This is a genomic window from Hydrogenophaga sp. 70-12, from assembly GCF_001897365.1.
Lineage (GTDB): Bacteria > Pseudomonadota > Gammaproteobacteria > Burkholderiales > Burkholderiaceae_C > Hydrogenophaga > Hydrogenophaga borbori.
Genome location: NZ_MKSS01000171.1, coordinates 1 through 13,269, shown reverse-complemented (window position 1 = coordinate 13,269; position 13,269 = coordinate 1). Strand labels below are relative to the sequence as shown.

Genomic DNA, 13,269 nt, shown 5'->3' with positions numbered 1-13,269 from the left:
CTCGCGCACGGCAGCTTCTACATGATCGGTGCCTACCTCGCGTGGTACCTCAGCTCGCAGCTGGGCAGCCTCACGCTGGCCATCGTGCTGGGCACGGTGCTGGCGGTCATCTTCGGCTGGCTGCTGGAGTGGCTGCTGTTTCGCCACTTCTACCAGCGCGACCACCTCGACCAGGTGCTGCTCACCTTCGGCCTGATCTACATCTTCGAAGAGATGCGCTCCATCTTCTGGGGCGACGACGTGCATGCCGTGCAGGTGCCCGAGGTACTGAACTGGTCCATCCCCTTGACCGACACCCTCTCCTACCCGGTCTACCGTCTGGTGATGTCGGGCGTTTGCCTGCTGCTCGCCGTGGGGCTCTACCTGCTCATCAGCAAGACCCGCCTGGGCATGAAGATCCGCGCCGGCGCCTTCAACCGCGAGATGGCCGAGTCGCTGGGCGTGAACATCCGGCTCATCCATGGCGTGGTGTTCGCGCTGGGCGTGGGCCTGGCCGCCATCGCCGGCATGATCGCCTCGCCCATCGCCAGCGTGTACCCGGGCATGGGCAGTTCGGTGCTCATCATGTGCTTCGTGGTGGTGGTCATCGGCGGCATCGGCTCGGTGCGCGGCGCGCTCGTGGCCGCGCTGCTGGTGGGCCTGGTCGACACCTTCGGCAAGGTGCTGGTGCCGCAGATCGCCGGCATGGCCGTCTACATGCTCATGGCCCTCGTGCTGCTCTACAAACCCGAAGGGCTCTTCAAGCAATGAGCACCGCCAAGGCCCAACTCGAAAAACTGCCGCGCAGCATCCAGTTCGTGCTCGCCCTGGGCGCGATCGCGCTGGCGGCCTTCCCGCTGCTGCCCGTGGAGGGCGGCGACTTCTACCTCGGCATGCTCTCGCAGATGATGATCCTGGCCATCTTCGCGATGAGCTTGGACCTGCTTCAGGGCGTGACCGGCCTGGTCTCGCTCGGCCATGCGGCCTTCTTCGGCCTGGCCGGCTACGCGCTGGCCTTCGTCACGCCGCAGGACGCGCCGATCGCGCTGTGGTGGTCGCTGCCGCTGGCCGCCGCCGCCGCCGGCCTGGCCGCGCTGGTCATCGGCTTCTTCGTGGTGCGCACCCACGGCATCTACTTCATCATGGTGACCATGGCCTTCGCGCAGATGGTCTATTTCCTGTTCTTCGACAACAAGGCCCTGGGCGGCTCGGACGGCATCTACGTCACCTTCCGTCCCGACGCCACCGCCCTGGGCATCGATCTCGACAACAAGCTGGTCTTCTACTACTTCACGCTGGTGGTGCTGCTGGCGCTGTACTTCGCGCTGCGCCGCCTGCTGTTCTCGCCTTTCGGCCGCGTGCTGGCGGGCATCCGCGTGAACGAGCACCGCATGCGCGCCGTGGGCTACGGAACCTTCGGCTACAAGCTCACGGCCTTCACGCTGGCCGGCGCGCTGGCCGGCGTGGCGGGCTACCTGTGGGCCGCGCAGACCGGCTTCGTGAACCCCGAGCTCATGGGTTTCCACATGAGCGCGCACGCGATCATGATGGTCATCCTGGGCGGCATGGGCAACTTCGCGGGCGCCATCGTCGGCGCCTTCGCCTTCGAGTACGTCATGCACGTCTTCAAAGACCTGACCAAGCACTGGCAGCTGCTCATGGGCGGCTTCATCGTGCTGGTGGTGATCGTGGCGCCGCGCGGCCTGCTGGGCCTGGTCGAGCGCTTCACCAAGCGCGGGGAGAAGGCATGAGCGATCCGCTGCTCTCCGCGAAGAACCTCACCAAGCGCTTCGGCGGCCTGGCCGCGGTGAACGATGTGTCGGTCGATCTGCACCGCGGCCGCATCCACGCGGTCATCGGGCCCAACGGCGCGGGCAAGTCCACGCTGACCAACCTGCTCTCGGGCGACCTGCCGCCCACCAGCGGGCAGATCCGGCTCAACGGCGAGAACATCACCGGCCGATCGCCGGAACGCATCGCCCGCCAGGGCCTGGGCCGCAGCTACCAGAAGACCAACATCTTCCTGCCCTTCACGGTGTGGGACAACGTGCGCCTGGCCGCGCAGTCGCGCGAACGGCACGCCGCCTTCAACCCGCTGCACTGGTTCAGCGCGGCCAGCCGGCTGACGAACGTGAACCAGCGCTGCGAGCGCGCGCTGGAACTCGCAGGCCTCACCGCACGCGCGAGCAACGTCGCGGCGGCCATCAGCCACGGCGAGCAGCGCCAGCTGGAGATCGCCATGACCCTGGCCACCGAACCCACCGTGCTGCTGCTCGACGAGCCCCTGGCCGGCATGGGCGCGGCCGAGGCCGAGTCCATGGTGGCGCTGCTGCAGCGCCTCAAAGGCGAGCACGCCATCATGCTGGTGGAACACGACATGGACGCCGTGTTTGCCCTGGCCGAGGTGCTCACCGTCATGGTCAACGGCCAGGTGATCGCCAGCGGCACGCCCGAGCAGATCCGCAACGACGCCGGCGTGCAGGCCGCCTACCTGGGCGAGGAACACTGATGACGGCGCTGATCGAAGCCAAGGGCCTGCACACCCACTATGGGCAGAGCCATATCCTGCGCGGCGTGGATTTCCACGTGGGTGCGGGCCAGACCATCGGCCTGATGGGCCGCAACGGCATGGGCAAGACCACGCTGCTCAAGTCGCTGATGGGCATCGTCAAGCCCAGCGGCGGCACCGTGCAGGTGAAGGGCCGGCACATGACCGGCGCCACGCCCTACGCTGTGGCGCGCGAAGGCATCGCCTACGTGCCCGAAGGGCGCGGCATCTTCGGCAACCTGAGCGTGAAAGAAAACCTGGTGATGGCCGCGCGTCCTGGCACCCGGGGCCAGCGCGAATGGACCTACGAACGCGTGCTCGACACTTTCCCGCGCCTGGCCGAGCGCCTGGGCCACGGCGGCCAGCAGCTCAGCGGCGGCGAGCAGCAGATGCTCACCATCGGCCGCGCGCTGATGACCAACCCGGACCTGCTCATCCTCGACGAGGCCACCGAAGGCCTGGCGCCGCTGATCGCGCGCGAGATCTGGCGCATCTGCGGCCTGATCCGCGAAAGCGGCATCAGCAGCGTCATCGTCGACAAGAACTGGAAACACGTGACCCAGATCACCGACCGCAACCTCATCCTGGTCAAGGGCGAGGTGGTGTTCGAAGGCAGCACCGAGGCGCTGCTGGCGCAGCCGGGGCTGCTGGAGCAGCACCTGGGGGTCTGAACCCACCGCCTAGAGCAGCGGCCGCAGCTCGCGCGCGGCGTCCATCAGCACCGGCAGCAGCTCGCGCCGCAGGCCGGCCGCGTCCATGCGGCCCGGCGACACCACCACGTTGAGCGCGGCCAGGGTCTCGCCCTTCATGTTGCGCAGCGGCACGGCGAGCGCGATCACGCCGAGTTCGTGCTCCTCGCTCGCGATCGCGAAGTCGTCGCGGCGCACGGTGTCGATCACCGCGCGGAAGGCCTTGGGCTCGTCCGTGGTGCGCGGCGTCAGGCGCGGCAGCGACCGGCCCTTGAGCCAGGACGTGAAGGCCGCGCGCGGCAGTGCCGCCAGCAGCACCCGCCCGGTGGAGGTGGCGTGCGCCGGCATGCGCGAGCCCAGGTGCAGGCCGTAGGGCATGAGGCGCGGCGCGCCCGGGGCGGCGCTGCGCGCGACGATCACCACCTCGTCGCCGTCCAGCACCACCGCGGAGAACGACTCGCGCGTGGCCGATGCCAGGCGGTTCAGCGTGGGCTGCACCAGGCGCGGCAGGCGCGCCGAGGACAGGTAACTGCCGGAGAAGCGCAGCACCTTGGGCGAGAGCCAGTAGTGGCTGCCGTCGGTGTCCAGGTAGCCCAGGTGGGCCAGGGTGAGCAGGTGCCGCCGCGCGGCCGCGCGCGTGAGGCCGGCGCGCTCGGCCGCCTGCGTGGCGTTCAGGCGCTGGCGCTCGGTGTCGAAACTCTCGAGCACGGCCAGGCCCTTGGCCATGCCCTCGATGAAGTCGGCCTTGGCGATGGTCGGGTCGGGCATGGCGGGGCGCTCCAGGAAGTGCGCGATGATCGCACAAAGCGCGCGATGATCGCGCAATGCTCGCCAGCCCTGCTTGTGGCGGATGCGGCGGCGCCCTAGCCTGCGGGTTTCGCCCGTTCCCCGGAGACAAGACCCATGCGAACCCAGGTCGCCATCATCGGCGCCGGCCCCTCGGGGCTGCTGCTCGGCCAGTTGCTGCACAAGGCCGGCATCGACAACGTCATCATTGAACGCCAGAGCCCCGACTATGTGCTGGGCCGCATCCGCGCCGGCATCCTGGAGCAGATCATGGTCGACCTGCTGCACGAGGCCGGCGTGGGCGAGCGCGTGGCCAAGGAAGGCACCGTGCACCACAGCATCGAGCTGGTCTACAAGAACACGCGCCACCCGATCGACGTGACCGGTCTCACCCAGGGCAAGGTGGTCACGGCCTATGGCCAGACCGAGATCACGCGCGACCTGATGGACGCGCGCCAGGCCGCCGGCCTGCCCACCGTCTACAACGCCGCCAACGTCAGCGTCCATGGCTTCGATGGCGCCAAGCCCAGCGTGCGCTACGAGAAGGACGGCCAGACGCACGAACTGCAGTGCGACTTCATTGCCGGCTGCGACGGCTTCCACGGCGTCTGCCGCGCCACCGTGCAGGACTCGATCACCGAGTACGAAAAGGTCTACCCCTTCGGCTGGATCGGCGTGCTGGCCGACGTGCCGCCGGTGTCGCCGCACGCGGTGGTGTACGCCAACAGCGAGCGCGGCTTCGGCCTGTGCTCCATGCGCAGCCTCACGCGCAGCCGCTACTACGTGCAGTGCCCCATCGACGACAAGGTCGAGCAGTGGAGCGACGACCGCTTCTGGGACGAGCTGCGCCGCCGCCTGGACCCGGCCATGGCCGAGGCCATCGTCACCGGCCCCAGCATCGAAAAGAGCATCGCGCCGCTGCGCAGCTTCGTCGCCGAGCCCATGCGCTTCGGCCGCCTGTTCCTGGCGGGCGACGCCGCGCACATCGTGCCGCCCACGGGCGCCAAGGGCCTGAACCTGGCGGCCAGCGACGTGAAGTACCTGTCCACCGCCTTCATCGAGCACTACCGCGAGAAAAGCGACGCCGGCATCGACCACTACTCGCAGCGCGCGCTGGCCCGCGTGTGGCGCGCCGAACGCTTCAGCTGGTGGCTCACCTCGCTGATGCACCGCTTCCCCGACACCGGCGGCTTCGGCCAGAAGGTGCAGGAAGCCGAGTTGGAGTACCTGGTGAACTCCGAGGCCATGTCGCGCTCGCTCGCGGAAAACTACGTGGGCCTGCCGCTGGACTTCGGCCAGAAGTAGCACTCAACCCCGCCGCGCTTCGCGCGACCCCCTCCAGGGAGCGACACCTGCGGCCCGGCAACGCCGATTCCGCGGCGCCTCTGGGTCAGGCCATCACCGGCGTTACAGTGGCCGCACCGTCAACACCGACCTGCGACCACTGCCCATGCCCACCCCCCGAAGCCCCCAGCCCCTGCGCGGCGTGCGCGTGCTCAGCCTCGCGCTCAATCTGCCCGGTCCGGCCGCCCTCATGCGACTGCGCGCCCTGGGCGCGGCCTGCACCAAGCTGGAGCCGCCCGCACGCGACGGCGCCAGCGGCGACCCCATGGGCCAGTACAACCCCCCGGCCTATGCGCGCATGCACGAAGGCGTGAAGCGGCTGACGGCCGATCTCAAGACCGAGGCCGGCCAAGCCGTGCTGCACAAGCAGTTGCTGCGCACCGACGTGCTGCTGACCTCCTTCCGCCCCTCGGCCCTGGCCAAGCTGGGCCTGTCGTGGCCGGCGCTGCGCAAGCGCTACCCCGCGCTGGCCATGGTGAGCATCGTGGGCGCGCCCGGCGAACGCGCCGAGGAGCCGGGCCACGACCTCACCTACCTGGCCGACGCCGGCCTGGTGACCGGCCTGGACCTGCCGGCGACGCTGTTCGCCGACATGGGCGGCGCGCTGATGGCCGCCGAGGCGGTGCTCAAGGCCGTGCTGCTGCTGCGCTCCACGGGGCGCGGCAGTGCCCATGAGGTGGCCCTGTCCGATGCCGCCGCCTGGCTCGCGCTGCCGCGCAGCTGGGGCCTGACGCAGCCGACGGGGGCCGTGGGTGGCGCGCACGCGGGCTACCGCGTCTACCCCTGCAAGGACGGGCGCGTGGCCGTGGCCGCGCTGGAGCCGCACTTCGCCGCCGCGCTGTGCGAAGCGGCGGGCGTGGCCGACGGCCAGCGGATGAAGACCCTGTTCGCACCCGCCACACATGAGGCCATCGCGCGCTTTCTGGCGGGCCGCACGCGCGCGCAACTGGACAAACTGGCGGTCGAGCGCGACATCCCGATGCACACGCTGGCCTGAGGCCTCAGCGCGGCGCCAGCAGCCCCTGGGCCCAGCGCGGCAAGGACGCCTCCCGAAAGGTGGGCACGCCGCGCCGCAGGCGCGCCACCAGGCGCGGCGGCACGATGTCCTGCCCGTGCGCGGCCGTGGTGTCGAACAGCAGGCACAGCTGGTCAAGCCGCGCGGCGTGCCCGCGCCGAGGGTGGCGCCGGCGCCCGCTGGCGATCGGCCTGCACCGTTTCTCGCACGGCCTGGGCCAGGCCACCGCTGGCCACCGCCTCGGCGAACCACAAGACCGACAATCCAGCGGCACCACCCTCCCCGAGGCCATGAAGAAGCAAGGCACCATCGTCCACTGGGACGCCGAGCGCGCGTCCGGTTTCATCCGCAGTCCCGACACCGCCGCCGAGGTGTACTTCCACCTGCGCGACTACGAAGGTCCACACCCCATCGCGCCGGGCACGGCGGTGGTGTACGAGGAGATCGTGGTCGGTGGCAAGGGGCCGCGCGCACTGTCGATCAAGCTGCCGCCCCCGCCGCCGCTGCGCGAGGCCGGCGCCCCCATTGGGCCGGCGCCCGAGCCGGTGCTGGCCCCAGCCGCCACGTCCAAGGCCCAGCGCTGGCGAGAGGAACGCGCGCAGCGCCGCCAGACCCAGATCGCCCTGGGCCTGCTGGGCGGCTGGCTGCTGCTCTGGCTCATCGGCATCGGTTCTGGCCGCTTTCCGTGGGTGGTGCTCACCGGCATGGTGCTGGTGAACATCGCCACCGTCTTCCTGTACTGGCGCGACCAGCACGTGATGACCGAGGGCGGCGCGCCCTGGCCGCTGGAACTGCTGCACGCGGCGGCCGCGCTGGGCGGCTGGCCAGCGGCCTGGCTGGCCCAGCATTCGCTTCGGCACCGCCTGGACGACAAGCGCTTCCAGCAGACCTTCGTGGCCTGCGCCGTGTTCAACGTGACCGCCCTGCTGGCCTGGGTGGCCTGGCCGCTGTTCGCCGGCGGCGGCGCCTGAGCGCCGTCAGCGCGGCTTGGGCCGCCGCGCCGCGCCCGTGCCGGCGCGCGGCGGCAGGCCGGTGTGCTGCGTCAGCAGCTGACCCTTGCGCGGCGCGGGCGCCGCGGCCGGCGCGCGGGCGGTGGGCGTGCTGTTTTTGCGCCGCGCGCTCTGGTAGCCGCCGTCGGTGAGCGGCTGGAACGTGGGGATGAGGTGGTGCTTGCCGTTGCCGATGAGGTCGGCGCGGCCCATGGCCTTGAGCGCCTCGCGCAGCAGCGGCCAGTTGTTGGGGTCGTGATAGCGCAGGAAGGCCTTGTGCAGGCGGCGGCGTTTCTCGCCGCGCACGATGTCCACGCGCTCGCCGCGTTCGTCGCGGTGAATGCCCTTGAGCGGGTTCAGGCCCGAGTGGTACATGGCCGTGGCGGTGGCCATGGGGCTGGGGTAGAAGGTCTGCACCTGGTCGGCACGAAAGCCATTCTTCTTCAGCCACAGCGCGAGGTTCATCATGTCCTCATCGCTGGTGCCCGGGTGCGCGGCAATGAAGTACGGGATAAGGAATTGCTTCTTGCCCGCCTCCTCGCTGTACTTCTCGAACATCTGCTTGAAGCGGTCGTAGCTGCCGATGCCGGGCTTCATCATCTTCGACAGCGGACCGGTCTCGGTGTGTTCGGGCGCGATCTTCAGGTAGCCGCCCACGTGGTGCTGCACCAGCTCCTTCACATACTCGGGGCTCTTGATCGCGAGGTCGTAGCGCAGGCCCGAGCCGATCAGGATCTTCTTGATGCCCGGCAGCGCCCGCGCACGGCGGTAGATGCGCACCAGCGGCCCGTGGTCGGTCGTGAGGTTCTGGCAGATGCCAGGGTAGACGCAGCTGGGCTTGCGGCAGGCGGCCTCGATCTCGGGGCTGGCGCAGCCCAGGCGGTACATGTTGGCCGTGGGGCCACCGAGGTCGCTGATGACGCCGGTGAAGCCCTCGACCTTGTCGCGGATCTCCTCCACCTCTTTCAGGATGGAGGCCTGCGAGCGGCTCTGGATGATGCGGCCCTCGTGCTCGGTGATGGAGCAGAAGGTGCAGCCGCCGAAGCAGCCGCGCATGATGTTCACACTGAAGCGGATCATCTCCCACGCGGGGATCTTGGTTTCACCGTCGTGGCGGCCCTGCGCGTCGGCATAGGCCGGGTGCGGGCTGCGCGCGTACGGCAGGTCGAACACGTGGTCCATCTCGGCCGTGGTCAGCGGAATGGGCGGCGGGTTGATCCAGACGTCGCGCGCGGTCGCCCCCTCGCCGTGTGCCTGCACCAGGGCGCGCGCGTTACCGGGGTTGGCCTCCACGTGCAGCACGCGGTTGGCGTGGGCGTAGAGCACGGCGTCGCTCTTGACCTGTTCGTAGCTGGGCAGGCGGATCACGCTGCGATCGCGCGGCGGGCGCTTGGTCTTGCCCTGCAACGCGGGGTTGGGCACGAAGTTCAGCGCTTGGATCGACGCGCCCTGCGCCGCCGGCGCCTGCGCGGCCTCGTCCTTCGCGCACGATTGACCCGCCGACTGCGCCTGCTCGCTCGTGGTCTGGTAAGGGTTGATGTGCGCGTCCACCGGGCCGGGCTGGTCCACCTCGGTGGAATCGATCTCGAACCAGCCCTCGGTGGACGGATCACCCGGGCGGCGCACGAAGGCCGTGCCACGCACGTCGGTGATGCGCTCGATGGGCTCGCGCGCCGCGAGCCGGTGCGCCACCTCGACCAGCGCGCGTTCGGCGTTGCCATAGAGCAGCAGATCGCACTTGCTGTCCACCACCACCGAGCGGCGCACCTTGTCGCTCCAGTAGTCGTAGTGCGCGATGCGGCGCAGGCTGCCTTCGATGCCACCGAGCACGATGGGCACATCCTTGTACGCCTCGCGGCAGCGCTGGCTGTAGACGATGGCGGCGCGATCGGGGCGTTTGCCGCCCTCATCGCCGGGCGTGTAGGCGTCGTCGCTGCGGATCTTCCGGTCGGCGGTGTACCGGTTGATCATGGAGTCCATGTTGCCGGCCGTCACGCCCCAGAACAGGTTCGGTTTGCCCAGGGCCTTGAAAGGCTCGGCACTCTGCCAGTCGGGCTGGGCGATGATGCCCACGCGAAAGCCCTGCGCCTCGAGCACGCGGCCGATGACCGCCATGCCGAAGCTGGGGTGGTCCACGTAGGCGTCGCCGGTGACGATGATGACGTCGCAGCTGTCCCAGCCGAGCGCGTCCATCTCGGCCCGGCTCATGGGCAGGAAGGGCGCGGTGCCGAAGCGCTTGGCCCAGTAGGGCCGGTAGCTGGTGAGCGGCTTGGCGTTGCGCGCGAAGAGGGAGACGTCGATGGGAGCGTTCATGGGTGGGCGCGAACCCATGGCGGGCGCAGCGGGGCGAAGGGCGCGATTTTACCGGCGCCCCCCTTTTCCCGCTGCACGCGGGCCATCCCGCTTAGCGGGACTTGAGCGTCCAGTCGGGCACGCTGGCCGGCATGGGCCGCGCCTGGCGGCGGGTCTCCAGCCGCTGCGCGGCCAGCCGCGCGGTGAGCTTGAGTTTGGCCAGGTCCTCGGGGTTGGGCCGGCCATGGGCCTCGAAGCTGAAGCAGCACAGCGTGCCGTAGACCTCGCCGCTGGACAGCACCAGCGGCGTGCTGATGTGCGTGCCGATGGGAAACGGCAGGTCCTTGAGCAGCGGGGAGGCGGCGGGATCGCGCTTCGCGTCGGCGATGTACTGCCGCAGTCGGCCGTCCACCACGCGCTGACACCAGGACTCCTCCAGCCACGCGCTCTCGCCCTCAGCGATCACGCCCACGCCGGGCGCTTGGGCCACCTGGCGGAATACGCGCCGGCCATTGACGAATTCGGAGACGAAGACCACGTCCATCTGCAGGCGCTCGCGAAGCAGGCGCAGCACCTCGCCGATGGCCGCGTCCAATTCCGCGTCGGTCTGGTCGGAGGTGGCCACCAGCAACTCGGACACCCGCACTTCAAGCGAATCGGCACCAAAGTCCGTGGGAGCGAAGGGATTGCGCTTCATGTGAAGCGTTATAGCGACGATGCGCGTATCAAGGTGTATCGCCTCCAGCGCCCCCCGGGCGGCGCGGCGCGGCGTGCGCGATCAACCGGTCCACCAGCCCGAGCAACTGCCGCCGCTCGGCCACGCCCAGGCAGCCCATGATTTCGCGGTTGCGGCGGTCGATCAGGCGCAGCGCGCGCGCGTGCAGTGCACGCCCCGGGCGCGACAGGCGCAGCACCACGGCGCGCGCGTCGGTCTCGCTGGGCGCCTTGATCACACTGCCGCGCTCCACCAGCATCTGCGCGGCGCGGCTGGCCTGCGCCTTGTCCAGGTGGGCGTGCGCGGCCAGGTCGTTCACCGACAGCGGTTCGAAGGCGCCGATCGCGGCCAAGGCGCGCGCCTCGGCCACGCCCAGGCCCAATTCGCCCGCGTAGGCGGCGGCGGTCGCGGCGTCGGTGAGCTTGCCCAGGCGGTGCAGGCGCCAGCTCAGTTGCTGCTCCAGCGGCAGCGGCTTGGTGTCAGCGCTCATGCAAGGGCTCCTGTAGGCAGCGTTCGCGCGCCCGCTCGATCAGGGACAGGGCCTGCGCGGCGCTGTCCAGCCGGCCCAGCAGCGACAGGCTCAGCATGGCCAGCAGGAGGGGGGCCTGCTGTTCTCCCACCTCGCCCAGGGCGCGGCACAGCGCGGTGTAGCTCGTGTCGAGATCGGCATCGGTCATGCGGTGACTCCAGAGGATTGCAGGGCCGCGCGCAAGGGCGCGGTGTCCAGGCCGCGCCAACGGCCCATCACGTAGCCGTCGGGACGCACCAGCACCAGAGCGGGAGCGGCCTCGACAGGCAGACCATAGCGCCGCCAGGCCTGGCCGTGCGGGTCGGCTGCGGGGTGGATGGGTATGGCCCCCACGTCGCGCGGCAGGCCGCCCTCGGGCGGGCCGTTGAACACCAACGCCACGAAGCCACGACCGAAACGGCTGCTGAGGTGGAAGGCGTGGCCGTGCGCGTCGTGCAGCAGGGCCTCGGGTGCAGGGGCGCCGGGCCCGGCCTGCGCGCTCGCCCATTCACCAGACTCGCCCGCGTTGAGCGGCGAACCCAGGTACTGAATGGCCGAGGACTGGCGTGGGTTGATCAGTGGGCGAACGGTCTCGTCGTCCAGCGCGAGGCGCAGCGCGGCCTCGCGCATGAGGCGGAAAGCGAAGTCGGGCGGCGCCATGAACTCGGTGCTCTTGGCACCGTAGGCGATGTTCTCGCGCGTGGCGTGCACACGCTCCACGCTGTAGCTGTCGAGCAGTGCCTCGGGCGAAGCGCCACGCACCACGCGGGCCAGCTTCCAGGCCAGGTTGCCGGCGTCGTCCAGGCCCGAGTTGAGCCCGCGCACGCCGAAGATGGGCACCAGGTGGGCGGCGTCGCCCGCGAAGAACACACGACCGTGGCGGTAGCTCGGCAGCGTGAGGCACTTGGCGTTGTAGATCGAGATCCACAGCGGCTCCCAGGGCTCGGTCTCGCCGATCATCTCGAGGTGGCTGCGCACGCGTGGCAATACGTTCTCCGGCTTGACCGCCTCGGCTGGGTCTTCGTCGTCACGGATCTGATAGTCGATGCGCCAGACGTCGTCGGGCTGGCGGTGCATGAGGATGGTGGAGCCCGGGTTGGACGGCGGGTCGAACCAGGCCAGGCGCTCCACCGGGCGCTGCGTCTTCTGGCGGATGTCGACGATGACGTAGCGGCCCTCGTATTGCGTGCCCTCGAACTGCAGGCCCAGTTGCTCGCGCACGGTGCTGCGCCCACCGTCGCAGGCCAGGAGCCAGTCGGCGCGCACGCGCCGGTGGCCGCGCGGCGATTCGATGTCGACCAGCACGTCACGCTCGCGCGCCTGAACGCGCTGCACACGCTCGCCCCAGCGCACGGTCGTGCCATCGGCGCCCGCTTCGTCGATGGCGCGGTGCGCGTATTCCTCGACGTAGAACTGCTGGATGTTCACCATGGGCGCGAAGCGCTGCGTGGGCTCGCTGGGCATCTCGAAGCGCAGCACCTCGGTCTGGCGGAAATGGCTGCGCCCGGCGGTCCAGCCCAGGCCCTTGGCCACCAGCGGCGCGTCGGCGCCCACCCAGCCCAGGATCTCCTGCGAGCGGCGCGAGATGCAGATGGCGCGGCTGCCGGTGCAATAGCCCTCGTCGGCCTCGATCACCTGGCTGCGGATGCCCTGACGCGACAGCAGCGCGGCCAGCGTAAGGCCCACCGGGCCGCCACCGGCAATGAGCACCGGCACGTGTTCTTCGGTTGTCTGGTCCATGAATGGTTCACCTATTTAGTTGCGCGCGCAACTGTATCGCCTTCGCGACTCCACGCCACAACCACCCGTCGATAAGATGGTTTTCACACCAACAAAGGAGACAGCCATGCCGAACTTCAACACCCTGCGCATCGACCAGGACCCCGCGAACCCGCGCGTGGCGCGCCTGCTGCTCAACCGCCCCGAGCGGCTCAACGCCATCAACGACGACACCCCACGCGAGATCCGCGCGGCGGTGGAATGGGCCAACGCCAACGACGACGTGCATGTCATCCTGGTCGAGGGAGCGGGCAAGGGCTTCTGCGGCGGCTACGACCTTTCCCACTTTGGCGAGGGCGACATCGACCACCCCTGTCAGCAGGAACGCCACCCCTGGGACCCCCTGGACGACTATGCCTTCATGAAGCGCAACACCGAGGACTTCATGAGCCTGTGGCGCAGCCCCAAGCCCACCATCGCCAAGGTTCATGGCGCGGCCGTGGCCGGCGGCAGCGACATCGCCTTGTGCTGCGACCTGCTGGTGATGGCCGAGGACGCGCGCATCGGCTACATGCCCACGCGCGTGTGGGGCTGCCCCACCACGGCCATGTGGACCTACCGCCTGGGTCCCACGCGCGCCAAGCAGCTCATGTTCACCGGCGACCTGATCGATGGCCGCACCGCC

The 13,269-nt window shown here is 69.8% G+C and carries 15 protein-coding genes; 8 read left to right on the top strand and 7 right to left on the bottom strand.

Going from position 1 to position 13,269, the window contains the following annotated elements:
* The 4 genes from BGO22_RS10410 to BGO22_RS10395 form a co-directional block, all read left to right on the top strand.
* A partial coding sequence (locus BGO22_RS10410) for a branched-chain amino acid ABC transporter permease (RefSeq protein ID WP_286850726.1) occupies nucleotides 1-750 on the top strand: 750 nt, incomplete at its 5' end.
* Nucleotides 747-1,730: a branched-chain amino acid ABC transporter permease gene (locus BGO22_RS10405; protein ID WP_070400097.1), complete on the top strand. Its 984-nt coding sequence runs from the start codon at nucleotides 747-749 to the stop codon at nucleotides 1,728-1,730. The genes BGO22_RS10410 and BGO22_RS10405, both read left to right, overlap by 4 nt.
* Complete coding sequence (locus BGO22_RS10400) at nucleotides 1,727-2,488, top strand: ABC transporter ATP-binding protein (protein ID WP_070400096.1); 762 nt, start codon at nucleotides 1,727-1,729, stop codon at nucleotides 2,486-2,488. Before BGO22_RS10405 ends, BGO22_RS10400 begins: the two co-directional genes overlap by 4 nt.
* A complete protein-coding gene (locus BGO22_RS10395) occupies nucleotides 2,488-3,198 on the top strand; it encodes an ABC transporter ATP-binding protein (RefSeq protein WP_419880037.1) in 711 nt (236 codons plus the stop codon). Before BGO22_RS10400 ends, BGO22_RS10395 begins: the two co-directional genes overlap by 1 nt.
* Nucleotides 3,199-3,207: 9 nt before the next feature.
* On the opposite strand, the gene BGO22_RS10390 is transcribed toward BGO22_RS10395, so the two are convergent.
* Nucleotides 3,208-3,984 (bottom strand): IclR family transcriptional regulator domain-containing protein, encoded by a 777-nt coding sequence (locus BGO22_RS10390; RefSeq protein WP_070400095.1) that lies wholly within the window; start codon nucleotides 3,982-3,984, stop codon nucleotides 3,208-3,210.
* Between the two features lie 135 nt (nucleotides 3,985-4,119).
* On the opposite strand from BGO22_RS10390, the gene pobA reads away from it, so the two are divergent.
* Nucleotides 4,120-5,307 carry a 4-hydroxybenzoate 3-monooxygenase gene (pobA, locus tag BGO22_RS10385; RefSeq protein WP_070400094.1) on the top strand — a complete coding sequence of 396 codons (1,188 nt, stop codon included), beginning with the start codon at nucleotides 4,120-4,122 and terminating at the stop codon, nucleotides 5,305-5,307.
* 145 nt (nucleotides 5,308-5,452) lie between these two features.
* On the top strand, nucleotides 5,453-6,343 hold the full coding sequence (locus BGO22_RS10380; protein WP_070400093.1) for a CoA transferase: 891 nt from the start codon (nucleotides 5,453-5,455) through the stop codon (nucleotides 6,341-6,343).
* A 4-nt stretch (nucleotides 6,344-6,347) separates the two neighbouring features.
* Here the strand turns inward: BGO22_RS10380 and BGO22_RS10375 are convergent, their stop codons facing one another.
* Complete coding sequence (locus BGO22_RS10375) at nucleotides 6,348-6,587, bottom strand: hypothetical protein (protein WP_175442866.1); 240 nt, start codon at nucleotides 6,585-6,587, stop codon at nucleotides 6,348-6,350.
* A gap of 64 nt (nucleotides 6,588-6,651) precedes the next feature.
* Here BGO22_RS10375 and BGO22_RS10370 point away from each other — a divergent pair, with 64 nt between their 5' ends.
* Nucleotides 6,652-7,332, top strand: a complete 681-nt coding sequence (locus BGO22_RS10370; protein WP_286850717.1) for a DUF1294 domain-containing protein — start codon at nucleotides 6,652-6,654, stop codon at nucleotides 7,330-7,332.
* Between the two features lie 6 nt (nucleotides 7,333-7,338).
* Here BGO22_RS10370 and BGO22_RS10365 read toward each other — a convergent pair whose 3' ends face one another.
* The 5 genes from BGO22_RS10365 to BGO22_RS10345 all read right to left on the bottom strand — a co-directional run bounded on the left by BGO22_RS10365 (nucleotide 7,339) and on the right by BGO22_RS10345 (nucleotide 12,605).
* Nucleotides 7,339-9,663 (bottom strand): YgiQ family radical SAM protein, encoded by a 2,325-nt coding sequence (locus BGO22_RS10365; protein WP_070400092.1) that lies wholly within the window; start codon nucleotides 9,661-9,663, stop codon nucleotides 7,339-7,341.
* A 91-nt stretch (nucleotides 9,664-9,754) separates the two neighbouring features.
* On the bottom strand, nucleotides 9,755-10,339 hold the full coding sequence (locus tag BGO22_RS10360) for a GAF domain-containing protein (protein WP_070400091.1): 585 nt from the start codon (nucleotides 10,337-10,339) through the stop codon (nucleotides 9,755-9,757).
* Between the two features lie 28 nt (nucleotides 10,340-10,367).
* Nucleotides 10,368-10,847, bottom strand: a complete 480-nt coding sequence (locus tag BGO22_RS10355) for a MarR family winged helix-turn-helix transcriptional regulator (RefSeq protein WP_070400090.1) — start codon at nucleotides 10,845-10,847, stop codon at nucleotides 10,368-10,370.
* Nucleotides 10,837-11,034: a hypothetical protein gene (locus BGO22_RS10350; RefSeq protein WP_070400089.1), complete on the bottom strand. Its 198-nt coding sequence runs from the start codon at nucleotides 11,032-11,034 to the stop codon at nucleotides 10,837-10,839. The genes BGO22_RS10355 and BGO22_RS10350 overlap by 11 nt, the downstream gene beginning before the upstream one ends.
* Nucleotides 11,031-12,605 carry an FAD-dependent monooxygenase gene (locus tag BGO22_RS10345; RefSeq protein ID WP_070400088.1) on the bottom strand — a complete coding sequence of 525 codons (1,575 nt, stop codon included), beginning with the start codon at nucleotides 12,603-12,605 and terminating at the stop codon, nucleotides 11,031-11,033. The genes BGO22_RS10350 and BGO22_RS10345 overlap by 4 nt, the downstream gene beginning before the upstream one ends.
* Before the next feature lie 106 nt (nucleotides 12,606-12,711).
* Here BGO22_RS10345 and BGO22_RS10340 point away from each other — a divergent pair.
* The coding region (locus tag BGO22_RS10340) for a crotonase/enoyl-CoA hydratase family protein (protein WP_286850711.1) at nucleotides 12,712-13,269 on the top strand (558 nt) is incomplete at its 3' end.

Coding starts and splice junctions, on each gene's coding strand:
- BGO22_RS10405 (WP_070400097.1), top strand. CDS start 747: ATGAGCACCGCCAAGGCCCAACTCGAAAAACTGCCGCGCAGCATCCAG.
- BGO22_RS10400 (WP_070400096.1), top strand. CDS start 1,727: ATGAGCGATCCGCTGCTCTCCGCGAAGAACCTCACCAAGCGCTTCGGC.
- BGO22_RS10395 (WP_419880037.1), top strand. CDS start 2,488: ATGACGGCGCTGATCGAAGCCAAGGGCCTGCACACCCACTATGGGCAG.
- BGO22_RS10390 (WP_070400095.1), bottom strand. CDS start 3,984: ATGCCCGACCCGACCATCGCCAAGGCCGACTTCATCGAGGGCATGGCC.
- pobA (WP_070400094.1), top strand. CDS start 4,120: ATGCGAACCCAGGTCGCCATCATCGGCGCCGGCCCCTCGGGGCTGCTG.
- BGO22_RS10380 (WP_070400093.1), top strand. CDS start 5,453: ATGCCCACCCCCCGAAGCCCCCAGCCCCTGCGCGGCGTGCGCGTGCTC.
- BGO22_RS10370 (WP_286850717.1), top strand. CDS start 6,652: ATGAAGAAGCAAGGCACCATCGTCCACTGGGACGCCGAGCGCGCGTCC.
- BGO22_RS10365 (WP_070400092.1), bottom strand. CDS start 9,663: ATGAACGCTCCCATCGACGTCTCCCTCTTCGCGCGCAACGCCAAGCCG.
- BGO22_RS10360 (WP_070400091.1), bottom strand. CDS start 10,339: ATGAAGCGCAATCCCTTCGCTCCCACGGACTTTGGTGCCGATTCGCTT.
- BGO22_RS10355 (WP_070400090.1), bottom strand. CDS start 10,847: ATGAGCGCTGACACCAAGCCGCTGCCGCTGGAGCAGCAACTGAGCTGG.
- BGO22_RS10350 (WP_070400089.1), bottom strand. CDS start 11,034: ATGACCGATGCCGATCTCGACACGAGCTACACCGCGCTGTGCCGCGCC.
- BGO22_RS10345 (WP_070400088.1), bottom strand. CDS start 12,605: ATGGACCAGACAACCGAAGAACACGTGCCGGTGCTCATTGCCGGTGGC.